We start from the raw sequence: 24,939 nt of genomic DNA, 5'->3' as shown, positions 1-24,939 counted from the left end.
TTTCATATTTTTCGTAAGCATTACAAATTTGTTACAAACGATTCGAGTTTGTGACAATCCACTTAATCGACAAAGCTCGAGTTGGTCCTATATACCTAAAAATCCATTAATTTTACAGTATATAAATTATTTCAAAATAACAATAAGACTAATTCTACTAGCAGATTTGAAAAGCCTGCTGAATAATATCTATTCAGCAGGCCATTCTTCGTTTGTTACTTTACTTTTGCACCATTTTCAAGTTTTGAATCTACAGATGCTAATTTTAAAATCCCATCTTTTTCCCCAGCTAGGATCATACCTTGTGATAATTCACCACGTAATTTAACTGGTTTTAAGTTTGCTACGACAATCACTTTTTGACCAACTAATTCATCTGGAGAATAGAATTTTGCAATGCCTGAAACTACTTGGCGTTGCTCGTATCCTAGGTCGACTTGAAGCTTTAATAATTTATCAGCTTTAGGCACCGTTTCACATGCGGTTACAGTCGCAACACGCAAATCAATTTTCATGAAATCATCAATAGTAATTTCAGGAATTTCTGGGTTCCCATCACTCTTTGTCTCACTTTTAACTTCTTCTTCTTGTGAAGTTTTTACTGAACCACGCATTTCTTCACGGATATAAGCAATTTCAACTTCATTTTCCAAACGAGGGAAAATAGGTATCCCTTTTTCTACCACTTTAATGTTTGCTGGAATAGTATTGCCGAATGTTTCAATTGTATCCCATGCTAAGAATTTGTCATCCAAACCAAGCTGTTCCATCATACGTTTAGGTATTGTTGTCATAAATGGTTGTAACATGACAGCAATTTGATGTAAGCTTTCTGCCAAATTTCGCATTACTGAACCTAATTTTGGTTTATCCGCTTCTTCTTTTGCTAATACCCATGGTTGTGTTTCATCTATATACTTATTCGTGCGTGATACTAATGTCCATAAGTCTGCCAATACCACACTGAATTGCATTTTTTCCATACTTTCTTCATATTTAATACGTACCGACTCAGCCTGCTCTTTTAATGCTGCATCAAATTCTGTCGATTGAAGATTCTCTGAAGGAATTATGCCATCGTAATATTTGTTAATCATGGAAATAGTACGGTTTAATAAATTACCTAAATCATTTGCAAGATCAAAGTTTGTGCGTTCAATAAATGATTCTGGAGAGAATACTCCATCTGAACCAAAAGGTAATTCGCGTAAAAGGAAATAACGAGTCGCATCAAGGCCATAACGTTCGATTAACATTTCTGGATAAATGACATTACCTTTTGATTTAGACATTTTCCCGTCTTTCATCATAATAAAGCCGTGTGCAAAAACCTTTTTCGGTAATGGTAAATCTAAAGCCATTAAGAAAATTGGCCAATATATTGTATGGAAGCGAACGATATCTTTCCCTACTACATGCACATCTGCTGGCCAATATTTGTTGAATAATGTTTCATCATCTGAAAGATATCCTAATGATGTAATATAATTCGTTAATGCATCTACCCATACATAGATAACATGTTTGGGATCCCCAGGTACTTTAATACCCCAGTCAAAGGAAGTTCTCGATACTGATAAATCTTCTAACCCCGGTTTAATAAAGTTATTAATCATTTCATTTTTTCGAGACTCCGGTTCAATAAACCCAAGGTTTTCCTCATAATAAGATAATAAACGATCCGCGTATTTCTTCATATTAAAGAAGTACGATTCCTCTTTTACTTTATGGACGGGGCGACCACAGTCTGGACAATTGCCATCAACTAGTTGAGTCTCTGTAAAGAATGATTCACAAGGCGTACAATACCAGCCTTCATACTCACCTTTATATATATCTCCATTATCTAAAAACTTTTGGAAAATCTTTTCGACAGCTTTTGTATGTCGTTCTTGCGTTGTTTGAATAAAATCATCGTAAGAAATATCCATTAACGCCCAAAGCTTTTTCGCAGCCTCTGCAATTTCATTGACATAATCCTGAGGATGTTTGCCCGCTTCTGCTGCCTTCTCTTGAATTTTTTGTCCATGCTCGTCCATACCTGTCAAAAAACGAACATCATAACCACGTAAACGTTTATAACGTGCTATCGCATCTGATGCAACTGTTGTATATGCCGTACCAATATGAAACTTCCCACTTGGATAGTAAATGGGTGTTGTTATATAGAATGTTTTCTTTTGTTCACTCACAAGAACTGCCTCCATTGTTTTACAATATACTTTCTATTCTAACGAAGTCCGAAATTCGTTTCAATGAAAGTTTATTATTTGCGAAAATTGTCGAATAATATATTTAATCCATTTACTGACTTAAATAAGAACCTTTTATACTATAATCAAAAATATTTATTAAAAACCTTTTAAAAAAACAGAAAAAACAGCATTCTTCTCAAAAAAATTTTTAAAAAACCATAATATTAGTGCATTAATTAATTGACGTTTATGGCATTACTTGGTATGATAACTATCAGACAAAGAAATGATGTCGAAATTTGACGAAATGCCAATATAACTTTTATAAATTAGGAGGAAAACTATTATGAAATCAACAGGAATTGTTCGTAAAGTCGATGAGTTAGGTCGTGTAGTAATACCTATCGAATTACGCCGTACACTAGGTATCGCTGAAAAGGATGCTTTAGAAATCTATGTGGATGATGATAAAATCATCTTAAAAAAATATATGCCTAATATGACATGTGCTGTTACTGGCGAAGTTTCAGATGATAACTTCCGTCTAGTTGGAGGCAAATTAATTTTAAGTCCAGAAGGCGCTGAAATGTTAGTAAAAGAAATTCAATCAAACTTAAAAAAATAATGCTTACACACCTAAATCAAGACAGTGATTTAGGTGTTTTTAATATAAACGTATACTATCTACTATACCCAAATTGTGAACCCCTTATAATGTCCATGTCAGACCTTTATATGTAAGGTTACTATTATTTACATTTGTATTCAATCCAAAAAATTAAGAGCTACCCTAAGGTAACTCTTAATCGTCATTGATTATGATATTCGTTATAGACATCTCTCTTCGCTAGTTGTCGTTCCTTGGCTACTTCTTTAATGGCTTCTTTAGAACTTACATCGTTTTGTTGAAGGATATAATCCACGTGCTCGATAATAGACAGTGTATGCCAATAAGCCTTTTCAGAATCTTCCACTTCAACTTCCTGATTCCCCTCAAGGACTATACAAAATTCACCACGTATTTCTTCTGTTTGTGACCATTCTATAGCTTCTGCTAGGGTGCCACGCAAAAATTCCTCAAATTTTTTAGTCAGCTCTCGTGCTAAAACAATACGACGATTTCCGAGAATAGCTTCCATATCTTTTAATGTTTCCTTTAAGCGATGAGGTGCTTCATATAATAAAATCGTTTCTTGTCGTTTTTTTAATTGTTCTAATTGTTGGCGACGATCTTTTTTTCCACGATTTAAAAAACCATAAAAGAAAAATGGCTGAGGTGTTAATCCTGAAGCGATTAATGCAGTTATTGCTGCATTTGGACCTGGTATAGGCACAACCGGAAAGTTTTGAGCAATTGCTTTTTCAACTATATCTGCACCAGGATCAGAAATACAAGGTAAACCTGCATCACTCACTAATGCGATGGTCTTCCCTTCCTGTAGAAAAGTTAATAATTTTTCTCCACCTACAGCTAGATTATGTTCATGGTAACTCATTAAAGGTGTGTCAATTTCAAAGTAGTTACATAATTTCTTTGTATTTCTAGTATCCTCTGCTGCAATAATATCAGCTTCTTTTAAAATACGGAGCGCCCGTACACTAATATCCTCTAGATTTCCGATAGGTGTCCCTACAAGATATAAACAGCCTGTCTGATCGTGTATTGTACTTTTTTGTGATTTCACGATTCACCCCTCCTTATATACATTATTTTTTGAGTTCTTGTTAGTTGCTTAAAAGCATATTCTGCGCGCATTGCCTCTTCCTTTGTTTCAAATTCTTCCTTATAAATACACTTTACTGGCCCTCTAGCTCTTGTATATTTTGCCCCTTTGCCAGCATTATGTACAGCTACACGCTTTTCTAAATTATTTGTATAGCCTGCGTAAAGTGATTGATCCGCACACTCTAGCACGTAAAAATAGTGACTATTGCTCTTTTCCATAAAGAATCTCTCTCACTTCTGCTGTGTATTCATTATTCTCATTATAGACATACAATGGTGGTAATATTTTTAAATCAGGCTTCCCATCCTTTATTCCTTCTATTAATAATGTATTGGCCTCTTTTCCTTCTTTCGGATAAATAAGCTGCATTCGTTTTGGCTCTAAACGATTTGCACGCATTGCCGTAACTATATCTAATAATCGACCTGGTCGATGTACAAATGCTGCTTTCCCACCTTGCTTTAATAATTTGCTTGCTGATTGAATGGCCTCTTCTAATGTTAAATAGAGTTCATGTCGTGCAATAGCATGATGCTCACTAAGATTTTTATCACTAGCTTCATGCGCTAAAAAATAAGGGGGATTGCACGTAACAACATCATATTTTTCAATGCCCAGTTGTTTCGGTATTTCTTTTACATCTCCAAGAATCATTTGAATTTGATTTTCTAATTGGTTATAGCGAACACTTCTCTCTGCCATATCTAGCAAGCGTGGTTGAAGCTCAACTCCTGTTATTTGCCCCTTCGTTCGTGCACTTAAAAAGAGAGGGATTACACCATTTCCCGAGCATAAATCTACAATACTTCCTTTATGAGAGGGAATATTGACAAACTTTGAAAGCAATACCGCATCCAATGAGAATGAAAAGACAGATGGACTTTGAATAATACGTAAATTCTCAGCCAATAAATAGTCTAGACGTTCATCACCTTTTAGCCATTTTTCCATGCTAATTCCTCCTATGCTACAAAAGAAAAGACTGATACCACCATGGTGGGAATCAGCCTTCTATTATACATTTTGTTTATTTAAAAATGATAGACAAAACAGACAATCTTCACCTTTTCGAGAGCTTCCAAAATGAACATGACAAACATGGAAACCTTCCTGGTATAGACGAGCTAGGTTATCATAGCCTTCACCTATATCTAGCGGACTCTCTTTCTTTACTTCAGCAGCTTGTACGGAGTGTGTATTTGAAAGTAGTTCTTCTAGACGTGTGCGAAGATGATGATTTTCTGTTTCGAGTGCCTTATGCTCTTCCATCATTAACGCTACAAATTGTTTCAATGCACTAAATTGCTCCTGCATTGCTTCGAGCTGTTGTTCGAACTCCATAACGGTATCTAAGAAATTACGGTCCTTCACCCAAGCCACCTCGTTAAATTCTCTATCTTATATAAGATTTTTTTCGCATGCTAGCAGTTCTTCTAGTGTATACTCAACTGTGCGCTCCTGCTCTTGTAAATATACTTGAATAAGTCTTTCCAGCACATTTAAACCTACAACTTTACCGCGGCCATCTGGTGTCATAGCTACTTCACCTAAATCTGGCATACCTTCTTTTGCCTCTTCATACTCATCATTCTCATACTTTAAGCAACACATTAAACGTCCGCAAAGTCCTGATATTTTTGAAGGATTTAAAGATAAGTTTTGATCTTTAGCCATTTTTATAGAAACTGGCTCAAAATCTCCTAAAAATGTAGAGCAACATAGCATACGACCACAAGGCCCAATGCCTCCTAATAATTTTGCTTCATCACGAACACCGATTTGGCGAAGTTCGATACGTGTTCTAAATACCGAAGCTAAATCTTTTACAAGATCCCTGAAGTCAACTCGTCCTTCAGCTGTAAAATAAAAAATGATTTTATTACGATCAAATGTATACTCAACATCTACAAGCTTCATTTCTAGATTATGTTCTATAATTTTAGTACTCGCAAGTTCAAATGCTCGTTTTGACTCAGCAGCGTTTTCTTCTACTTGTATACGATCACGATCATCCGCCGGTCGAAGTACTTGTTTAAGTGGTAATACAACATCATTATCACCTACTACTTTTTGAGGGACAACCACTTTACCATATTCGACGCCGCGCGCTGTCTCAACAATAACATATTGACTATCTTCTAATAGAAATGATGCTGGATCAAAATAATATATTTTACCCGCTTTTTTAAAGCGGACTCCTACTACATTATACAAATGTATATCCCTCCTGCAGATTTAGCATTAACTGCTCCATCAATAACGTCCTATTCATGTTACGCTGTAAAGATGCACGCGCCTGTAAAATAGATTCCATTTGCTTAGACAATTGCTCATAAGTGGAATATAACGCGACTTCTTTGAATAGTGGTAACATGTCTGGATAAGTACAAGCTGCCTCGGGATTAGCTTTTATTGACACTATATCACGGTAAGCAAATAGTAGTAAATCCATTGCTTGCTCTATTTCGCTTTTTTCTTTAAAGTGTGGTAGCCACTCCTCGTGCACAATAAGCATGGCCTCATGTACATTTTGCCGAATAGCTTCTACTAATTTTAACACTGTTTTTCGAGCAAGTGCAAACTGCTCATCACTTGCTAAAAATATCGCCATTTCGAGCTCGTTCGTCATCATACTTACGGTTGAAGCCATCGAATGCGAAATATTATTTTCCTGTAAATGCTGTAATAAAACATGACGGGGCATTTTTTGGAATTTTATGTGTTGGCAACGCGAGCGGATCGTTGGTAGTATCGATTGCATTTGCTCTGTTAATAAAATAGCAGTAACCTCACCATCCGGCTCCTCTAAAAATTTAAGTATCATATTGGCAGAAGCAGTGTTGAGACGATCTGCATGATGAAGAACATAGATTTTGCGTCCCTCTTCTACGCCCATCATTTTCATTTCACCAATTAATTCACGCATTTGATCAATCTTAATAAATTGACCCTCTGGATAAATTTGATGAATATTTGGATGATTTCCCGAATCCACACGTCTGCAATTTCGACATGTTTCACATGGAACATTTTCATTTGGGTGCTCACATAGCATTAGTTTGACAAAAAAATGCATAATATCTGCTTTGCCTGTCCCTTTTTCACCGTCAAAAATGTACGCATGTGCTAATCTATTTTTGTCAAAAATCGTTTGAAGTTGCTTCATTACAACTGGTTGTAGCGCGAATAGCTCTTCAACATTCTTGGCCATATATTTAAAATTCCTTCCTGTTTCTATTGTAAAGATGGGACTGTTCCACTCTTAACTTTCCATAGAAACATTGCAGTAGTTCTTTATTGGCGATTGCGTTTTGCGTAAAATTGCCACTGTCACCTCACACATTTGGGAAGATAATCACAGCGTTCTTTATTAACAGATATTCTTGATTCAAAAATGAAATGATAAGTATTTAAACGCTATTGGTTTTCAATTGATCATGGGTCTACTATTGAATGAAGGTAAATATTCGAAAAAAGCCCGCGCCTATAGGAGAATGAGACACGGGTTTTACATATATAAGTTAATTAGTAAGCCTTTAATCTCACCGATTTTATCAAGGAGGTCAATCGCTTCTTTCTCTTCGTCTAAAAGATCTTGCGCAAGTTCAACCAGACGTGTATCAATAGTATCAATGATTTTTAAACGTCTTCCTTCACCAAAACGATTCCAAGTATGAGATTGCTTTAATTCCATACCATGTTCTACTGTCTCTTGTAGAAATCGTTTAACTAGCATTTTAAACCTAGCAAGTTCTCGTAAATTACGCGATCTCGCAACTCGGTCACCTGCAGTAGATATATCCCCTAACAACCTTGTCAATTGCTCAGTTTGCAACTTTGTTCCTTGCTTGACGACCATATCCCCAAATCGGTTATTTTGATTATTATTTTGTAGTGGCTCTTTACGATTTGTATTTAACCCGACGCGTATATCTTGATTAATTTTCAAGCTTGTTTCGCCCCCACGATCTTTATCTATTTCTCCTCAGCATGATTGCTTTAGGATAACAATAGGCTAAATCCTAGTCATGATTCTGCCTTTCAAACAGTGAACCCTAATGTTTATGAGGAGGCTCTTTTTTAAAAATGATGGAATTGTTCAATTGGTAAAACAAAGACAGTGGCTCCTCCTACCTCAACCTCTACAGGATAAGGAATATAGGAATCAGCATTTCCCCCTAGTGGAGAAACTGGCGCAACCATCTGCTCCCGAGCACGACAATTATCCCGAATAATATCTAAAAGTTTGGGTATGAGAGAGTCTTCAGTTCCTATAAGAAACGTCGTATTTCCTGAACGTAAAAATCCTCCTGTGCTCGCTAATTTAGTTGCGCGAAACTGATTTTTCGTTAAAGCATTTGATAAGCGGCTGCTATCCTGATCCTGCACTACAGCTACGACTAACTTCATTCGCACTCACCCCTTTTATAAAATTAACCTAAATAGGTTTCAATATTATTCCTAAACTTTTAATACTCCCACTATTAATAATCTAATTGAAGATAAAATAATGGATAGTATCATTATATCACATTGTTATAGACAACTTCATGTATTTACTGTATTGCGTCCAATAATAATGACCATACATCTTCAACAACGCTATCAATATCTTGGTCAGCATTCACAATACGTATACGTTCTGGATAACGCTCAACTAGTAGTAAATACCCTTCATGCACCTTTTGATGAAACGGTAAACTTTCAACATCTAAACGATTTACTTCGCGATTTCCCGTTGCATAAATACGTGCTAACCCTACTTCTGGTGCAATATCAAATAATATCGTCATATCAGGTAATTTCTTTCCGATAGCGAATTCATTAATGGAAAGCACCTCATCAATACCTATACCTCTTGCATAACCTTGATAGGCTAAAGATGAATCGATAAAACGATCACATATTACCAACTTCCCAGCATCTAAAGCAGGTTGAACCTTTTCAAAATAATGCTGGCTTCTTGCTGCGGCATATAACAATGCTTCAGTTCGTTCATCCATTGCTGTATGTGCAGGATTTAAAATAATCGTTCTTATTTTTTCTGCAATTTCAATTCCACCAGGTTCTCTTGTTGCTAGAACATCAATATTTATTTCTGCTAACCGCTCTGCAATCTTTTGAATGACTGTTGTTTTCCCTGCTCCTTCTGGACCTTCAAATGTTATAAATAAATTGCTTTTCATGCTGTTAATTGCCTCCAACTATTTAATGACCTGAATCAATTTTTCTGTTAAACGATGATTTCCTTGAAATGTTGCACCTGCTGCTAGTAATTCTTCTAATTGACTTAGTTTTGCTACTGTTATTCTTTCTCCTGGCACTAGTAATGGAATGCCGGGTGGATAAGGAATAATCATACTTGCTGATATTCGTCCCATTGTTCGCATATATGGTAACCATTCTTTATTTAAAGATGCAATCTCATTGAAAGTATAAATAGGCTCAGTTATCTGAACAAACTTATAAGCTGCTTGAGAAGCCTGGCTGCTATCAGTTTTTGCTGTTTCTAATAGCAATGTCACAGCTTCCTTTATTCGGACTCTTATTTCAGCAAACGGATAGGTATGTCCTTGCTTGAGTAATGGTAATATGAATAAAACTTGATTCCTATCAGCTAACTCCCCATAGACATGCACTGCCTCTAGCGCCTCCTGTAATTGAAAGCCACTATAACCTTTGACACGTAAAAGTAATTTGAGAGGGTCATCTACTTCAATAACTTCCAAAGAGCCAATTGATCGTAATGCTTCAACCCATTGATTCCTTTTTTCTATTATATATGCCCCATCACTCTCCATATATGTCTGTACATAATAACGAGCATCATCTAATGAAGCTAATAGCACATAAGATGGGCTACTAGATTGTAGCATACGTAAATAGTGATGGATTTTGTCAGCTTCTATTAACTCCGATCTCACATGCATAAAGGATGCCATCGTCATCGCAGGTAGAGTTTTATGCGCTGATTGTACAACAACATCTGCCCCAAGAGACAAAGCTGATGGTTGAAATAATGAACATGCATGAAAGTGAGCGCCATGTGCTTCATCCACCAATACAGGGATCCCCTTTTCATGGCAATAAGCAATTTGTTGCTGTATTTCACTAGAGGTTACCCCATAATAAGTAGGATATGTTAAAACAACCGCTTTCGCCTCTGAATAATTTTCTACAGCTTCCTTTAAATCCTGAAACGTAACATGTGTTGCCGTTAATGTTCGTTCATCCCATATCGGTGACACGAAAATAGGCTTGGCTCCAACAAGTTCAATGGCATGAAATATAGACTTATGCGCATTCCTTTGAACAATAATGGTATCGCCTTTTTGACAAGTAGCGTAAATCATTGCTAAATTTCCAACGGTAGAGCCACCTACCAAAAAGAAACTTTTCATCGCTCCATATGTATCCGCTAATAAATGTTCTGCTTCTAAGATCATTTCCTCAGGATAATGCAAATCATCCAGTCCTGATAATTCAGTTACATCATAACGCATAACATCCTTAAATGCTTGCGGAAGGTGAGACAGTTCGCCATGCTTATGGCCAGGGACATGAAAAGAAATATTTTGTTGTTGTCGAAAACGTTCTAATCCCTCGATAATGGGCTTTTTCTTTTGCAAAACAAACACCTATTTTCGTTATATTCTCACCTAATTATACGAGATTATAACGCGATAAAAAAGTCATCCCTCAGTAAGCTGCTCTATATTTATAGGAAAAGTTATAATTTTTCAATAAAATGCCTTACTATTATAAAAACCGACCATTGCCTCCTTCTGCAATAGTCGGTTCTCCACCCTTTATAAATGAAACTATTAATCTTTTGCTACCGTCAAAGCCATTTGACTAACAAGTTGCTCCACCAATTGTGGAACAAACTTTTCTAATACGGGATTCATCATTCCTGCTAAAAAGCCACTAGCCTTCATAGTTAAGCTACCAGTAAGTAGGAGTGATTCATCTTGATGCTTAATTTCAAATGACCCATCACCATTTATCGGATCCGATAGGCCAACTAAATCAAATAAGACTTGATGTGGTTCTGAAGATTTCAATTGAAGCTCCACCTTCACAGCCTTTTGAATGATGCCGAAGTCACCTTGAAAAACCCAAATCATATTATTTGCATTTAGCAACTCATGATGCAAATAACCTGGTATTAAAACAGCCCACTTTTCTCTATTTTGAATAAAGCTCTCTACCTTTTCTCTCTGTATATAAATTGCGTCACTCGTATATAGTCCTGTAGCCACTGTATTTCATCCCATTTGTCCAATCTTTACCATTATATTTTACCATTTTTGATGCTTACAAAGACAGACAAAAATAAAAACCGCCGAGATATATCTCAGCGGTTTCAATTGCCTAGCGACGTCCTACTCTCACAGGGGGAAGCCCCCAACTACCATCGGCGCTAAAGAGCTTAACTTCCGTGTTCGGTATGGGAACGGGTGTGACCTCTTTGCCATCATCACTAGACTATTTTCGGCTTTCAATATACATAGCATTTCTTCGTCAGCTTCTGTCGTTCAGTCAGTCACGTACTTGAGTACGCTCCTTCCCTCTCTCTATTGCTTCCTCGAACTACTCGTATCTTGAAACCCTTCATAAAAGAAATTATTCTTTCAAAACTGGATAAACGGTTCATTGAAGGTTTCAAACTTTTTTGGTTAAGTCCTCGATCGATTAGTATTCGTCAGCTCCATGTGTCACCACACTTCCACCTCGAACCTATCTACCTCATCGTCTTTGAGGGATCTTACTTACTTGCGTAATGGGAAATCTCATCTTGAGGGGGGCTTCATGCTTAGATGCTTTCAGCACTTATCCCGTCCACACATAGCTACCCAGCGATGCCTTTGGCAAGACAACTGGTACACCAGCGGTGTGTCCATCCCGGTCCTCTCGTACTAAGGACAGCTCCTCTCAAATTTCCTACGCCCACGACGGATAGGGACCGAACTGTCTCACGACGTTCTGAACCCAGCTCGCGTACCGCTTTAATGGGCGAACAGCCCAACCCTTGGGACCGACTACAGCCCCAGGATGCGATGAGCCGACATCGAGGTGCCAAACCTCCCCGTCGATGTGGACTCTTGGGGGAGATAAGCCTGTTATCCCCGGGGTAGCTTTTATCCGTTGAGCGATGGCCCTTCCATGCGGAACCACCGGATCACTAAGCCCGTCTTTCGACCCTGCTCGACTTGTAGGTCTCGCAGTCAAGCTCCCTTGTGCCTTTACACTCTACGAATGATTTCCAACCATTCTGAGGGAACCTTTGGGCGCCTCCGTTACCTTTTAGGAGGCGACCGCCCCAGTCAAACTGTCCGCCTGACACTGTCTCCTGCCCCGCTAAGGGGCATGGGTTAGAATTTCAATACAACCAGGGTAGTATCCCACCGACGCCTCCTTCGAAGCTGGCGCTCCGAGATCTCTGGCTCCTACCTATCCTGTACAAGTTGTACCAAAATTCAATATCAGGCTACAGTAAAGCTCCACGGGGTCTTTCCGTCCTGTCGCGGGTAACCTGCATCTTCACAGGTACTATAATTTCACCGAGTCTCTCGTTGAGACAGTGCCCAGATCGTTACGCCTTTCGTGCGGGTCGGAACTTACCCGACAAGGAATTTCGCTACCTTAGGACCGTTATAGTTACGGCCGCCGTTTACTGGGGCTTCAATTCGCAGCTTCGCTTGCGCTAACCACTCCTCTTAACCTTCCAGCACCGGGCAGGCGTCAGCCCCTATACGTCACCTTACGGTTTTGCAGAGACCTGTGTTTTTGCTAAACAGTCGCCTGGGCCTATTCACTGCGGCTCTCATGCGCTTGCACGCTCAAGAGCACCCCTTCTCCCGAAGTTACGGGGTCATTTTGCCGAGTTCCTTAACGAGAGTTCTCTCGCACACCTTAGGATTCTCTCCTCGACTACCTGTGTCGGTTTGCGGTACGGGCACCTCTCACCTCGATAGAGGCTTTTCTTGGCAGTGTGAAATCAGGAACTTCGTCCATACGGACTCGCCATCACAGCTCAACGTTACAGTGTGCGGATTTGCCTACACACACGCCTTACTGCTTGGACGCGCATAACCAACAGCGCGCTTGCCCTATCCTACTGCGTCCCCCCATTTCTCAAACGGTGAGGAGGTGGTACAGGAATATCAACCTGTTGTCCATCGCCTACGCCTATCGGCCTCGGCTTAGGTCCCGACTAACCCTGAGCGGACGAGCCTTCCTCAGGAAACCTTAGTCATACGGTGGACGGGATTCTCACCCGTCTTTCGCTACTCATACCGGCATTCTCACTTCTAAGCGCTCCACCAGTCCTTCCGGTCTGACTTCAACGCACTTAGAACGCTCTCCTACCACTGACATCGTAGATGTCAATCCACAGCTTCGGTGAATCGTTTAGCCCCGATACATTTTCGGCGCAGCGTCACTCGACCAGTGAGCTATTACGCACTCTTTAAATGATGGCTGCTTCTAAGCCAACATCCTGGTTGTCTGTGCAACGCCACATCCTTTTCCACTTAACGATTACTTTGGGACCTTAGCTGGTGGTCTGGGCTGTTTCCCTTTTGACTACGGATCTTATCACTCGCAGTCTGACTCCCGTGTATAAATATCTGGCATTCGGAGTTTGTCTGAATTCGGTAAACCGGGATGGCCCCCTAGTCCAAACAGTGCTCTACCTCCAGTATTCTCATCACGAGGCTAGCCCTAAAGCTATTTCGGAGAGAACCAGCTATCTCCAAGTTCGATTGGAATTTCTCCGCTACCCACACCTCATCCCCGCACTTTTCAACGTGCGTGGGTTCGGGCCTCCAGTAAGTGTTACCTTACCTTCACCCTGGACATGGGTAGATCACCTGGTTTCGGGTCTACGACCACGTACTATTTCGCCCTATTCAGACTCGCTTTCGCTGCGGCTCCGCCTTCTAAAGCTTAACCTCGCACGTAATCGTAACTCGCCGGTTCATTCTACAAAAGGCACGCTATCACCCATTAACGGGCTCTAACTACTTGTAGGCACACGGTTTCAGGATCTCTTTCACTCCCCTTCCGGGGTGCTTTTCACCTTTCCCTCACGGTACTGGTTCACTATCGGTCACTAGGTAGTATTTAGCCTTGGGAGATGGTCCTCCCGGATTCCGACGGAATTTCACGTGTTCCGCCGTACTCAGGATCCACTCAGGAGGGAACGAACTTTCGACTACAGGGCTTTTACCTGCTCTGGCGGACCTTTCCAAGTCGCTTCATCTAACTCGCTCTTTTGTAACTCCGTATTGAGTGTCCTACAACCCCAAGAGGCAAGCCTCTTGGTTTGGGCTCTTCCCGTTTCGCTCGCCGCTACTCAGGGAATCGATTTTTCTTTCTCTTCCTCCAGGTACTTAGATGTTTCAGTTCCCTGGGTCTGCCTTCAAGACGCTATGTATTCACGTCAAGATACTACGCGATTAAACGTAGTGGGTTCCCCCATTCGGAAATCTCCGGATCAAAGCTCACTTACAGCTCCCCGAAGCATATCGGTGTTAGTGCCGTCCTTCTTCGGCTCCTAGTGCCAAGGCATTCGCCGTGCGCCCTTAATAACTTAACCTATCAGCTTCCAATACACATCGCATTTAACTGCTCGTGTCTTGAAACCTTTTAATGTTATTAAGCCTATAAAAAACTTAAAAAAATAAATGTGTTTGTTACTATTTCAATGTCGTTTTATCCAGTTTTCAAAGAACAAGTTTTGAAGTATTTCATTCAGAAGAATGAACCTTCAAAACTGAACGCAAAACGTAATCTTACAAACCCAAGGTTTGTATTCCGAAAATATCCTTAGAAAGGAGGTGATCCAGCCGCACCTTCCGATACGGCTACCTTGTTACGACTTCACCCCAATCATCTATCCCACCTTCGGCGGCTGGCTCCAAAAGGTTACCTCACCGACTTCGGGTGTTACAAACTCTCGTGGTGTGACGGGCGGTGTGTACAAGGCCCGGGAACGTATTCACCGCGGCATGCTGATCCGCGATTACTAGCGATTCCGGCTTCATGTAGGCGAGTTGCAGCCTACAATCCGAACTGAGAACGACTTTATCGGATTAGCTCCCTCTCGCGAGTTGGCAACCGTTTGTATCGTCCATTGTAGCACGTGTGTAGCCCAGGTCATAAGGGGCATGATGATTTGACGTCATCCCCACCTTCCTCCGGTTTGTCACCGGCAGTCACCTTAGAGTGCCCAACTAAATGATGGCAACTAAGATCAAGGGTTGCGCTCGTTGCGGGACTTAACCCAACATCTCACGACACGAGCTGACGACAACCATGCACCACCTGTCACCGTTGCCCCCGAAGGGGAAACTATATCTCTACAGTGGTCAACGGGATGTCAAGACCTGGTAAGGTTCTTCGCGTTGCTTCGAATTAAACCACATGCTCCACCGCTTGTGCGGGCCCCCGTCAATTCCTTTGAGTTTCAGTCTTGCGACCGTACTCCCCAGGCGGAGTGCTTAATGCGTTAGCTGCAGCACTAAGGGGCGGAAACCCCCTAACACTTAGCACTCATCGTTTACGGCGTGGACTACCAGGGTATCTAATCCTGTTTGCTCCCCACGCTTTCGCGCCTCAGTGTCAGTTACAGACCAGATAGTCGCCTTCGCCACTGGTGTTCCTCCAAATCTCTACGCATTTCACCGCTACACTTGGAATTCCACTATCCTCTTCTGCACTCAAGTCTCCCAGTTTCCAATGACCCTCCACGGTTGAGCCGTGGGCTTTCACATCAGACTTAAGAAACCACCTGCGCGCGCTTTACGCCCAATAATTCCGGACAACGCTTGCCACCTACGTATTACCGCGGCTGCTGGCACGTAGTTAGCCGTGGCTTTCTAATAAGGTACCGTCAAGGTACAGCCAGTTACTACTGTACTTGTTCTTCCCTTACAACAGAGTTTTACGAACCGAAATCCTTCTTCACTCACGCGGCGTTGCTCCATCAGGCTTTCGCCCATTGTGGAAGATTCCCTACTGCTGCCTCCCGTAGGAGTCTGGGCCGTGTCTCAGTCCCAGTGTGGCCGATCACCCTCTCAGGTCGGCTACGCATCGTCGCCTTGGTGAGCCGTTACCTCACCAACTAGCTAATGCGCCGCGGGCCCATCCTATAGCGACAGCCGAAACCGTCTTTCAGTGTTTCACCATGAGGTGAAACAGATTATTCGGTATTAGCCCCGGTTTCCCGGAGTTATCCCAAACTATAAGGTAGGTTGCCCACGTGTTACTCACCCGTCCGCCGCTAACGTCGAAGGAGCAAGCTCCTTCTCTGTTCGCTCGACTTGCATGTATTAGGCACGCCGCCAGCGTTCGTCCTGAGCCAGGATCAAACTCTCCATAAAAGAAATTTGATTAGCTCAAATTGTTTTGCTGGCATCAATTTTGATGTCCAAAATTTTGTTTCGTTCACTAGCTAGGCTAGTTACTTAAAACTTTATTGATTACGTTTTGCTTGTTCAGTTTTCAAGGTTCATGTTGTTTGTTGTTGTTTTTCAACAGCAACTCTTATATAATATCATGTCTCATACACTGTGTCAACATAAATTTTTTAATTTATTTTCGTTTCAACCAGTTGTATTGGCGACTTCTATAACTATACCATAATATTATTATATTGCAAGCATTTTATAAAATAAATATTAAAGCTGTTATTCCTAGAACCCCTGGAATACCTAAAACGGCAATTGTTAAGACAGAGAAAAGATTAATCGGCACATTATATCCTATATAACCGATACCTAAATGAATCATAAATAATAATAGGAAGGCAAATGCAAATCGAAACCAAAAAACAGATAATCCTTCTAAGATTTTGCCAAGCTTAGCATGTCTTATTATGACATAAAGAAAAAGAAGCCCTACAGGAACACAAATACTCATAATTACTAACCAAGACATATGGTTACCCCCTCAAAAAAATAATTATGAAAGTTTATGTTTCCTGTATTGCTTCTATGAATGGCCAATAGAACTATTTAATTAACACTCTGCGAATTCTAGCTTCTTTAAATAAATAAAAATGAATGCTTTCTGCCGCTTTTCGTTGAGCGATCGCCCCTAGATCATAGTCGTCCATTAATTCTTCTATTATCTTAGCCTGTTGTAAATCCTCTTTTGTTTCTTTTATAAGATTTACAAGCCTATCATCGAACTCTTTTTTTAGCTTTCCTTTACTACGGAAGAACATATTAATCCCTCACTCACAGCTCACGTCGACCTTCCATCGCCTTAGATAACGTTACCTCATCAGCATATTCTAAATCCCCACCTACTGGTAATCCGTGCGCAATGCGGGTCGCACGAATACCTGATGGTTTGACAAGGCGAGATATATACATAGCTGTTGCCTCGCCTTCAATAGTTGAATTCGTAGCTAGAATAAGCTCTTGGACACTTTCATCGTGCAACCGGACCAACAAGGAAGCGACATTAATATCCTCTGGACCAATACCATCCATCGGTGATATCGCACCTTGTAGCACATGGTACATGCCATTATAGTCACGCATTTTTTCCATCGCAATCACATCTTTTGTATCTTGAACAACACAAATAATCGAATGATCTCGTTGTTTGTCTGTACATATGTGACATGGGTCTACATCCGTAATATTGCCACAAACGGAACAGTAGCTTAAATTTCGTTTAGCATCAACTAATGCTTTAGAAAAAGATAAGACATCTTCTTCCTTCATTGATAACACAAAAAACGCCAGACGAGCCGCAGTTTTTGGCCCGATACCTGGCAATTTCATAAAACTATCGATCAATTTTGATATTGGTTCTGGGTAGTACATATGAATACCTCCTAGAATGGAAGGTTTAAGCCTTGAGTAAATTTACCCATCGTTGAGTTCGTTTTTTCTTCTACCTTTTTTAATGCCTCATTAGTAGCAATAACGATTAAGTCTTGTAGCATTTCAATATCCTCTGGATCTACTACAGATTCATCAAGATTTACTGACACAACTTCACGTTGACCAGACACAGTTACTTTTACCATGCCGCCACCTGCAACACCTTCAAATTGCTCTGCATTTAGAGCCTCTTGAGCCTCCATCATTTCCTTTTGCATTTTTTGCATTTTTTTCATCATACCTTGCATATTTCCCATTCCGCGCATACATGTTTTCCTCCTAAAATTTAATCTTCCATAATTTCAACAAAATCTTTACCAAAGAGATTTTCAGCCTCTGTCACAAGTGGGTCCTGTGAAGCAAGTGGCTGAGCATCATCGATAAATGGCTCATCCGACATTTCTGCCGGTGGTGGTTCTAATAATTCCTCACCATTCTCTGATGCAGCTGAAGTTTTTTTGTGCTGCATACTATGATCACGGATAAACTCTTCACGCATTTTTAACCAAGATTCCTCTGGTATACAAAGCATTTCGTACATTGTACCAGTTTGTCCGGCAATTAACTGTGTAAAGTGGCCCTTTAAAGACTGATTATCTGCAACCATCTGACAATGAATATCATACTTGAATTTTAACACAAAAGCACTTGAAGATGCCGCAACTGGTTCAGCTTCAGCTAAAAGCGCAGATTGAGATTTTTGCAATTGATTTAGTGCTTGTGCCCAAACCGATTTTATACGTTGAACATCTTGCTTTGTAGCGTCTTTTAGTACCTCTTGGATACGACCGGTCGGAGCCTTATAGCCGTTTGGATTTTTAGCACGTGGTCTTTGCTCTTTTGGTGTTTGCGATGCTTGCACAGAAGCCCCTGATTGTAATTGTACAGATAATTGTTGAACCATCTGTTCAAGCGCTACAATTTTTTGAGCGAGTTCAGGGTTAATAGCCGTATCGCTCGTTGTAGTTACCGCTTGATTAGTGCTCCCTCCCGAAAACTGTACCATTTTAAGTAATGCCGTTTCTAAATAGATTTTCGTATGGTGGGAAAAGCGCATTTCTTGCTGAGTTTTCGCAAGTATATCGATATAGCCATAAAGCATATTCGGTGCAAATTCATGCGCCAAGGATAATACACGTTCTTCAGGAGACACGAGCTCTAATAATTCAGCTAAATCATCACTTGTTTGAAGTAATAATAAATCACGGAAAAATGTAATTAAATCTTCTGAAAGACGCAGTGGATCTTTACCATCAACAATTAGTTGTTCTAATAGCGCAAGCATTTGTGCAACATCTTTCGCTTTGAGTGCCTCGGCTAAATCATAAAAAACATCCTGACTTATTGAACCTGTAACTAGTAATGTATCCTCAAGCTTTAGCTTCTCTCCGCTGAAAGATACTACTTGGTCCAATAAACTTAAAGCATCACGCATTCCCCCAGCAGCAGATTGCGCTATTACCTTTAAGCCTTGCTCCTCATACGGCAGCTCAATATCTTCTAAGACAACTTTCATACGTTCAATAATATCATTGGTAGAAAGTCGTTTGAAATCAAAGCGCTGACAACGAGAAATAATTGTTGCAGGCAATTTATGAGGCTCTGTTGTTGCTAAAATAAATACTGCATGAGGAGGCGGCTCTTCTAAAGTTTTCAAAAGAGCGTTAAAAGCACTTGTAGAGAGCATATGCACTTCATCAATAATGTACACCTTGTATCTGCTGCTTGCAGGAGCAAAACGAACTTTTTCTATAATATCTCTAATCTCTTCAACACGTGAATTTGAAGCTGCGTCAAATTCAATGACATCAGGATGCGAACCGTCCGTAATACTTATACATGTAGCACATTCGTTACAAGGCTCTTTTGCAGGCGCATGTTCACAATTTAAAGCTTTTGCAAAAATTTTAGCTGTACTTGTCTTCCCTGTACCACGTGGCCCAGAAAAAAGGTAAGCATGCGTCGTTTTATTCGCTAGGAGAGCATTTTGTAGCGTTCTTTTGACATGCGCTTGACCGGACATCTCTCGAAAAGATTGCGGACGATACACACGGTAAAATGCTTGATACGTCACTATTTTTCTCTCTCCTTCTCCATTAAATAGAATAGTCTTATTATAGCATTTGCTGCCTTATATATAAAATGAAGTAACTAATTAAAATAAAAAAAGCATCCGCCTTATAGTAGGCGGATGCTTTGAGTTGGCAATTTAATGCCGTGCACCTTTCCTTGACAGCCGCACATAAGCGTTACTCCTGTCGTTAGCTCAGATTAGGCAACCCCGCGGCACATGGATATGACCACTTAATGCTGCTTCCTTCCGGACCTGACATGGTTCATGGGTATCCATTGCGCAAGACCCAATCGTCAACACTACGTGCAGAAGGCAGACCAAACAATACGGACAGCCTCGAAAAAGGAATTCAGTCTCGCTAGAGCGGATTGCGAGTTACAGGACACCGCTACCTTCCCACCTAGCACGGCAATAACTAGTATACTGATTGTTTGTATAAATTGCAACTTAATGCACAAATTATTTATTACCCATGTATTTTTCCCATCATGATATTTTTTCGAAAAAAATATTGACTTGAGTTTTAAGTTATGATAAATTTATTTTTGTCGAAAGACAGCAAAGTAATATAACATGGAGGTATACCCAAGTCTGGCTGAAGGGATCGGTCTTGAAAACCGACAGGCGGGTAACACCGCGCGGGGGTTCGAATCCCTCTACCTCCTCCAGTTTTTAATTTCCGACTACGAATGTAGCCGTTTTTTTTTGCCAAAATTGTATGTATGACTTGTTAAATACCACTTCCGTCTCGGTTGTGGTATTTTTTTATTATATCGCTTATGGGAGGTTGTCATATTGCCATCGAAAAGAAATATAGCTCGCACTTCCCTCACTTGGGTTATTTTGATTGCTGTTTTGACCGCAATTGGTAGTGAAATTAAAATTATGCCGTTTGCCAATACGACATTTCGCTTTGGTTTAGGCACCATTATCTTTTTCTTATGCACATTAATTAAACCCACTCCCATTATTTTAGCTGGGTTTGCTACAAGTATAGTGACAATCATTTTTCGTGTTTTTAATTCCTATTTACACGATATATCCGTATTAGAGAGCATATTTAACCATTTACCAGCAGGTCTATTTTATGTATTGTTTGCTATATGCCTACAAATTTTAGATGTTCAAACATATAGAGAAAAACCACTAAAGCTTGGTTTACTCGTCGCTTTTAGTGAGGTCATTAGTAACTTAGCCGAACAGATTTTCCGATTTTTTGTACAAACTTATACATTTTTATTTCTTCACGACCTTTTGATCCTATTAGCAGTGGCCTTATTACGAAGCTTTTTTGTAGTTGGTATTTATAGCTCTATATTGATCGCCGAACAAAAAAAACGTGTACAAGAGATGCTGAATATTGGATCTGACCTCTATGTTGAGACTCTGTATTTAAAAAAATCCATGAACCATATTGAAACCATAACAGCTAGCGGTTTTGAATTATATCGGCAATTAAAAGCTCAAGGATATCGAGCGGAAAGCTTGCAAGCTCTTCATATTGCCCAGGAAATTCATGAAGTGAAAAAGGATTCACAACGCATCTATGCGGGCATTTCAAAGATTGTTGGTGAGAGAAGCTTCGGGCCTTTTATATTATCAGAATTATTACATTATATCGAAGACGGCAATAGTAAGTACGCTGAATTACTTGGGAAGAATATACAGTTTGAAACAAGTATAGACTTCGATTTTCAAACAAAGGAACATATTGCACTGCTTGCGCTTTTAAATAATTTAACTGCCAATGCAGTGGAGGCTATCGAAGAACAAGGTATCATTTCTATTGCTATTCAACGACAAGAGGATAATACTGTAGTAACAATATGTGATAATGGAAAGGGAATTTCACAGAATGATTTTTCTATTATTTTTGAACCTGGATTTACCACAAAATATAATGTAGAAGGTGTCGCAGCTACTGGCATTGGCCTTTCACATGTTGCTGAACTAATAGAAAAATTAAAAGGCTCCATAACCGTTGAATCAAACAATCAATACACAACGTTTAAAATCATAATTCCTACGCAAACTATTCAAACGGGAGAGACTTAAATGAGGTATTTTATTGTAGACGACGATCGCGCAAGTCGTGTCATGTTAAAACAAATTATTGAAGATAGTGGCTTAGGTACAGTGATTGGCGAAGCTCGTAATGGAGAGGATGCCATACCACAAATTTTAATGACCCAGCCAGAGATTGTACTAATCGATTTACTGATGCCAAAGCTTGATGGTATAGCCACAGTCGAACATCTTATTCAAAATCGCTTTGAGGGTCAATTTATAATGATTTCTCAGGTTGTGAATAAAGAAATGGTTGGTGAGGCTTATGAGCAAGGAATAGATTTCTTCATTCATAAACCGATTAACCGCATTGAGGTTGAAAATGTTTTGAAAAAAACTACAGAACAATTTCGGCTAAAAAATTCACTGTTAGTTATTCGTCAATCACTTACAAATATTGAATTAAGTGAGCAAAAGGCAAATAAAGCAACTTCACGAGACCATATTCAGTCTATATTAAATGATATGGGTATTGTCGGTGAGATTGGAAGCGAGGATATTATAGCTATTATCGAAACTTTACTTGCTCATCAGCATAAGATTGCCCCCCTCCCTCCATTAAAGGAGCTTTATGAAGAAATCGCTGCTGTAACAAAGGCTACACCTGATGACATTTTAAAGGAAAGTAAAGCCATAGAACAGCGTGTGCGCAGAACGATATTAGCTGCCATGATTAATCTCGCAAACTTAGGTGTTGTCGATTACACCAACTCTGAGTTTGAATACTATGCCCCTCGCTACTTCGATTTTAAAGAAATTCGTCAACTCATGACTCAGATTGAAGATCATGACAATCGTAAAGCAAAGGTAAATATTAAGAAATTTATACAAGTGCTATATTCAGACATTTTAACAAAATTAAATTAATTTTCTCGGATTTTGTCGGATTCCATAAGTCCTCCGTATTATTAAAGTAAGGCGTGTCCTAAAAATTTAATATCAGGGGGTACAAAGGGTTTGAAGAAGAAATTTAAAATCAGTCTAGCCGCTCAAATTTTAATCGGCTTGATTTTAGGGATCATTGTTGGTGGAATTTTTTATGGAAACCCCAAGATTGAGACATATTTACAACCATTAGGGGATATCTTTTTACATCTTATTAAGATGATTGTTGTACCGATTATTATTTCTACATTAATCGTAGGTGTTGCTGGTACTGGAGACATGAAGCAGCTTGGGCGATTAGGCGGGAAATCTATTATTTACTTTGAAATTATTACGACTGTAGCTATTTTAGTCGGATTACTTTCCGCTAACATTTTCCAACCAGGTGCAGGCATAAACATGAACGAATTATCTCAAGGGGATATTTCGAAGTATGTTACAACGACTGAGGAAGTACAGCATGAGGGGCCCTTCGATATAATTGTAGGTATTGTCCCAACAAATATTATTCAGTCTATGGCTGAGGGTAATATGCTTGCGATTATTTTCTTCTCAGTTATTTTTGGTTTAGGAGTTGCAGCAGTTGGCGATCGAGGAAAGCCAGTCTTAGACTTCTTCCAAGGGGTAGCAGATGCGATGTTCTGGGTAACTAATCTCGTAATGAAGTTTGCTCCAATCGGGGTATTTGGTTTAATTGGTGTAACCGTTTCCAAATATGGGTTTGCTTCACTGGTACCACTTGCCAAATTAGCCATTCTTGTTTATGCAACTATGTTATTCTTTATCTTTGTTGTTCTTGGCCTTGTGGCAAAATTCGCAGGAATCAGCATCTTCTATTTAATTAAAGTGTTGAAAGATGAGCTAATCTTAGCATTCTCAACAGCAAGTTCTGAAGCTGTATTACCACGTATTATGTTAAAAATGGAGAAATTAGGGGCTCCGAAGGATATTGTATCCTTTGTTATCCCAACCGGTTACTCCTTTAACTTAGACGGATCAACGCTATACCAAGCGATTGCAGCATTATTTATTGCGCAAATGTACGGTATTCACCTAAGCATTGGTGAACAAATTACGTTAATGCTTGTATTGATGGTTACATCGAAAGGGATTGCAGGGGTTCCAGGGGTATCTTTCGTAGTGCTTCTAGCCACTTTAGGTACTGTCGGCATTCCGTTAGAAGGTCTAGCATTTATCGCTGGTATTGACCGTATTCTTGATATGGGACGTACAGTTGTTAACGTAATTGGTAACTCATTAGCGTCATTAGTAATGGCGAAATGGGAAGGCCGTTTCGATCGCGAAAAAATGAAGAATTACTTTAATGAAAATGAGAATTTAGCATAAAATATAAAACGCTCACGATGTTGGATGGCATCGTGAGCGTTTTTTTATTTTCCAAGCACTTTATTTAAATACTCAACAACAGATTCTTTGCCATTTACATGTGCTTCTTGCGCACGCTTTTCATCTTTAAGTATCTTTTCCTCTGCAGCTTCAATCACTTTTTCAGCATCTTGCTGTGGTACAACAATGACACCATCCACATCTCCAATTATATAGTCGCCTGGGTGAACTGTTACTCCTCCAATGGCAATGGGAACATTTACTTTACCACCACCATTTTTATTACCAGCAGCTACTGTAGTACCTAAAGCGAATACAGGGAAATCTAACTCACGAATAGCGGCAATATCACGAATTACACCGTCAACTACAAAGCCTTGTACACCAATACCTTTTGCTAAGGACACCACAAAATCTCCTGCTACCGCTCGATTGGTGTTTCCTTTTGCATCAATAACCAAAATATCACCTTCATTGGCCGCTCGAATAGCCTCCAACACTGCACCATTTTCACCATCTGGTAATCGTACAGTTACCGCACGCCCAGCAATTTTAAAATGATTGGCTAGCGGTTTAATCGTACTACACAAATTCGTATGTCCACCTGTCGCATCTGAAATAGCTGTTGTTGGTAGATGCTGAAAACTTACTTCCACTTTTGTCATCCATAACACCCCTATTATGATTAATGAACGTCTTACACAAATATTGTAAAGAAAATACTTATACTATTTCAATAT

General features: G+C 39.8%; 22 protein-coding genes, 1 tRNA gene, 3 rRNA genes and 1 other RNA gene. 5 read left to right on the top strand and 22 right to left on the bottom strand.

The window, feature by feature from the left end:
* Nucleotides 1-215: 215 nt before the first annotated feature.
* The gene (metG, locus tag MKY80_RS00315; RefSeq protein ID WP_089987309.1) at nt 216-2,192 is read right to left on the bottom strand and encodes a methionine--tRNA ligase; all 1,977 of its coding nucleotides are present in this window, start codon (nt 2,190-2,192) and stop codon (nt 216-218) included.
* 349 nt (nt 2,193-2,541) lie between these two features.
* On the opposite strand from metG, the gene MKY80_RS00310 reads away from it, so the two are divergent.
* Entirely contained in the window at nt 2,542-2,820 is a 279-nt protein-coding gene (locus MKY80_RS00310; RefSeq protein ID WP_004229214.1) for an AbrB/MazE/SpoVT family DNA-binding domain-containing protein, read from the top strand.
* A gap of 184 nt (nt 2,821-3,004) precedes the next feature.
* Here MKY80_RS00310 and rsmI read toward each other — a convergent pair whose 3' ends face one another.
* From rsmI to ffs, 20 genes are all read right to left on the bottom strand, one after another.
* Nucleotides 3,005-3,880 (bottom strand): 16S rRNA (cytidine(1402)-2'-O)-methyltransferase, encoded by an 876-nt coding sequence (rsmI, locus tag MKY80_RS00305; RefSeq protein WP_089987310.1) that lies wholly within the window; start codon nt 3,878-3,880, stop codon nt 3,005-3,007.
* Nucleotides 3,877-4,140, bottom strand: a complete 264-nt coding sequence (locus MKY80_RS00300) for a GIY-YIG nuclease family protein (protein ID WP_008179720.1) — start codon at nt 4,138-4,140, stop codon at nt 3,877-3,879. The genes rsmI and MKY80_RS00300 overlap by 4 nt, the downstream gene beginning before the upstream one ends.
* Nucleotides 4,124-4,873 carry a tRNA1(Val) (adenine(37)-N6)-methyltransferase gene (locus tag MKY80_RS00295; protein WP_239355390.1) on the bottom strand — a complete coding sequence of 250 codons (750 nt, stop codon included), beginning with the start codon at nt 4,871-4,873 and terminating at the stop codon, nt 4,124-4,126. The genes MKY80_RS00300 and MKY80_RS00295 overlap by 17 nt, the downstream gene beginning before the upstream one ends.
* A gap of 63 nt (nt 4,874-4,936) precedes the next feature.
* Nucleotides 4,937-5,293: a DNA replication initiation control protein YabA gene (yabA, locus tag MKY80_RS00290; RefSeq protein WP_043990641.1), complete on the bottom strand. Its 357-nt coding sequence runs from the start codon at nt 5,291-5,293 to the stop codon at nt 4,937-4,939.
* 27 nt (nt 5,294-5,320) lie between these two features.
* Complete coding sequence (locus tag MKY80_RS00285) at nt 5,321-6,136, bottom strand: stage 0 sporulation family protein (RefSeq protein WP_008179715.1); 816 nt, start codon at nt 6,134-6,136, stop codon at nt 5,321-5,323.
* A complete protein-coding gene (gene holB / locus MKY80_RS00280) occupies nt 6,129-7,133 on the bottom strand; it encodes a DNA polymerase III subunit delta' (RefSeq protein WP_008179713.1) in 1,005 nt (334 codons plus the stop codon). The genes MKY80_RS00285 and holB overlap by 8 nt, the downstream gene beginning before the upstream one ends.
* A 297-nt stretch (nt 7,134-7,430) precedes the next feature.
* Entirely contained in the window at nt 7,431-7,871 is a 441-nt protein-coding gene (locus tag MKY80_RS00275) for a YaaR family protein (protein WP_008179711.1), read from the bottom strand.
* A gap of 131 nt (nt 7,872-8,002) precedes the next feature.
* Entirely contained in the window at nt 8,003-8,332 is a 330-nt protein-coding gene (locus MKY80_RS00270) for a cyclic-di-AMP receptor (RefSeq protein ID WP_004229230.1), read from the bottom strand.
* Nucleotides 8,333-8,478: 146 nt separating this feature from the next.
* Complete coding sequence (tmk, locus tag MKY80_RS00265; RefSeq protein ID WP_043990640.1) at nt 8,479-9,108, bottom strand: dTMP kinase; 630 nt, start codon at nt 9,106-9,108, stop codon at nt 8,479-8,481.
* A gap of 18 nt (nt 9,109-9,126) precedes the next feature.
* The gene (locus tag MKY80_RS00260) at nt 9,127-10,560 is read right to left on the bottom strand and encodes an aminotransferase class I/II-fold pyridoxal phosphate-dependent enzyme (protein ID WP_008179703.1); all 1,434 of its coding nucleotides are present in this window, start codon (nt 10,558-10,560) and stop codon (nt 9,127-9,129) included.
* Between the two features lie 186 nt (nt 10,561-10,746).
* Nucleotides 10,747-11,184, bottom strand: coding sequence for an SRPBCC family protein (locus tag MKY80_RS00255; RefSeq protein WP_008179701.1), 438 nt, complete (start codon nt 11,182-11,184; stop codon nt 10,747-10,749).
* 110 nt (nt 11,185-11,294) lie between these two features.
* Nucleotides 11,295-11,410: ribosomal RNA gene (gene rrf, locus MKY80_RS00250) — 5S ribosomal RNA — on the bottom strand.
* Nucleotides 11,411-11,597: 187 nt separating this feature from the next.
* Nucleotides 11,598-14,525: ribosomal RNA gene (locus MKY80_RS00245) — 23S ribosomal RNA — on the bottom strand.
* A 234-nt stretch (nt 14,526-14,759) separates the two neighbouring features.
* A 16S ribosomal RNA gene (locus tag MKY80_RS00240) occupies nt 14,760-16,311 on the bottom strand.
* Together the 16S, 23S and 5S rRNA genes form the textbook arrangement of a ribosomal RNA operon.
* A 283-nt stretch (nt 16,312-16,594) precedes the next feature.
* A complete protein-coding gene (locus MKY80_RS00235; protein ID WP_008179699.1) occupies nt 16,595-16,867 on the bottom strand; it encodes a pro-sigmaK processing inhibitor BofA family protein in 273 nt (90 codons plus the stop codon).
* A gap of 73 nt (nt 16,868-16,940) precedes the next feature.
* Nucleotides 16,941-17,156 (bottom strand): YaaL family protein, encoded by a 216-nt coding sequence (locus MKY80_RS00230; protein ID WP_008179697.1) that lies wholly within the window; start codon nt 17,154-17,156, stop codon nt 16,941-16,943.
* Between the two features lie 13 nt (nt 17,157-17,169).
* The gene (gene recR, locus MKY80_RS00225; RefSeq protein ID WP_008179695.1) at nt 17,170-17,766 is read right to left on the bottom strand and encodes a recombination mediator RecR; all 597 of its coding nucleotides are present in this window, start codon (nt 17,764-17,766) and stop codon (nt 17,170-17,172) included.
* A gap of 11 nt (nt 17,767-17,777) precedes the next feature.
* Nucleotides 17,778-18,092, bottom strand: coding sequence for a YbaB/EbfC family nucleoid-associated protein (locus MKY80_RS00220; protein WP_004233957.1), 315 nt, complete (start codon nt 18,090-18,092; stop codon nt 17,778-17,780).
* A gap of 20 nt (nt 18,093-18,112) precedes the next feature.
* Nucleotides 18,113-19,900 (bottom strand): DNA polymerase III subunit gamma/tau, encoded by a 1,788-nt coding sequence (gene dnaX, locus MKY80_RS00215; protein WP_089987393.1) that lies wholly within the window; start codon nt 19,898-19,900, stop codon nt 18,113-18,115.
* A gap of 141 nt (nt 19,901-20,041) precedes the next feature.
* An RNA gene (gene ffs, locus MKY80_RS00210) (signal recognition particle sRNA large type) lies at nt 20,042-20,309 on the bottom strand.
* Nucleotides 20,310-20,475: 166 nt separating this feature from the next.
* Here ffs and MKY80_RS00205 point away from each other — a divergent pair.
* The 4 genes from MKY80_RS00205 to MKY80_RS00190 all read left to right on the top strand — a co-directional run bounded on the left by MKY80_RS00205 (nt 20,476) and on the right by MKY80_RS00190 (nt 24,199).
* Nucleotides 20,476-20,568, top strand: a tRNA-Ser gene (locus MKY80_RS00205).
* A 127-nt stretch (nt 20,569-20,695) separates the two neighbouring features.
* Nucleotides 20,696-21,955: an ATP-binding protein gene (locus tag MKY80_RS00200; RefSeq protein WP_089987394.1), complete on the top strand. Its 1,260-nt coding sequence runs from the start codon at nt 20,696-20,698 to the stop codon at nt 21,953-21,955.
* Nucleotides 21,956-22,834: a response regulator gene (locus MKY80_RS00195; protein ID WP_008179686.1), complete on the top strand. Its 879-nt coding sequence runs from the start codon at nt 21,956-21,958 to the stop codon at nt 22,832-22,834.
* 90 nt (nt 22,835-22,924) lie between these two features.
* A complete protein-coding gene (locus tag MKY80_RS00190) occupies nt 22,925-24,199 on the top strand; it encodes a cation:dicarboxylase symporter family transporter (RefSeq protein ID WP_008179685.1) in 1,275 nt (424 codons plus the stop codon).
* 44 nt (nt 24,200-24,243) lie between these two features.
* Here the strand turns inward: MKY80_RS00190 and MKY80_RS00185 are convergent, their stop codons facing one another.
* On the bottom strand, nt 24,244-24,864 hold the full coding sequence (locus MKY80_RS00185; RefSeq protein ID WP_342531421.1) for an RraA family protein: 621 nt from the start codon (nt 24,862-24,864) through the stop codon (nt 24,244-24,246).
* Nucleotides 24,865-24,939: the final 75 nt, after the last annotated feature.

Source organism: Lysinibacillus sp. FSL R5-0849, from assembly GCF_038595075.1.
In the GTDB taxonomy this organism is placed as follows: domain Bacteria; phylum Bacillota; class Bacilli; order Bacillales_A; family Planococcaceae; genus Lysinibacillus; species Lysinibacillus fusiformis.
Note: the sequence above shows the minus strand (reverse complement) of the source record. Positions and strands in the feature narration are given on the sequence as shown.

Coding starts and splice junctions, on each gene's coding strand:
- MKY80_RS00310 (WP_004229214.1), top strand. CDS start 2,542: ATGAAATCAACAGGAATTGTTCGTAAAGTCGATGAGTTAGGTCGTGTA.
- MKY80_RS00300 (WP_008179720.1), bottom strand. CDS start 4,140: ATGGAAAAGAGCAATAGTCACTATTTTTACGTGCTAGAGTGTGCGGAT.
- MKY80_RS00295 (WP_239355390.1), bottom strand. CDS start 4,873: ATGGAAAAATGGCTAAAAGGTGATGAACGTCTAGACTATTTATTGGCT.
- holB (WP_008179713.1), bottom strand. CDS start 7,133: ATGGCCAAGAATGTTGAAGAGCTATTCGCGCTACAACCAGTTGTAATG.
- MKY80_RS00270 (WP_004229230.1), bottom strand. CDS start 8,332: ATGAAGTTAGTCGTAGCTGTAGTGCAGGATCAGGATAGCAGCCGCTTA.
- tmk (WP_043990640.1), bottom strand. CDS start 9,108: ATGAAAAGCAATTTATTTATAACATTTGAAGGTCCAGAAGGAGCAGGG.
- MKY80_RS00235 (WP_008179699.1), bottom strand. CDS start 16,867: ATGTCTTGGTTAGTAATTATGAGTATTTGTGTTCCTGTAGGGCTTCTT.
- MKY80_RS00230 (WP_008179697.1), bottom strand. CDS start 17,156: ATGTTCTTCCGTAGTAAAGGAAAGCTAAAAAAAGAGTTCGATGATAGG.
- recR (WP_008179695.1), bottom strand. CDS start 17,766: ATGTACTACCCAGAACCAATATCAAAATTGATCGATAGTTTTATGAAA.
- MKY80_RS00220 (WP_004233957.1), bottom strand. CDS start 18,092: ATGCGCGGAATGGGAAATATGCAAGGTATGATGAAAAAAATGCAAAAA.
- MKY80_RS00195 (WP_008179686.1), top strand. CDS start 21,956: ATGAGGTATTTTATTGTAGACGACGATCGCGCAAGTCGTGTCATGTTA.
- MKY80_RS00185 (WP_342531421.1), bottom strand. CDS start 24,864: ATGACAAAAGTGGAAGTAAGTTTTCAGCATCTACCAACAACAGCTATT.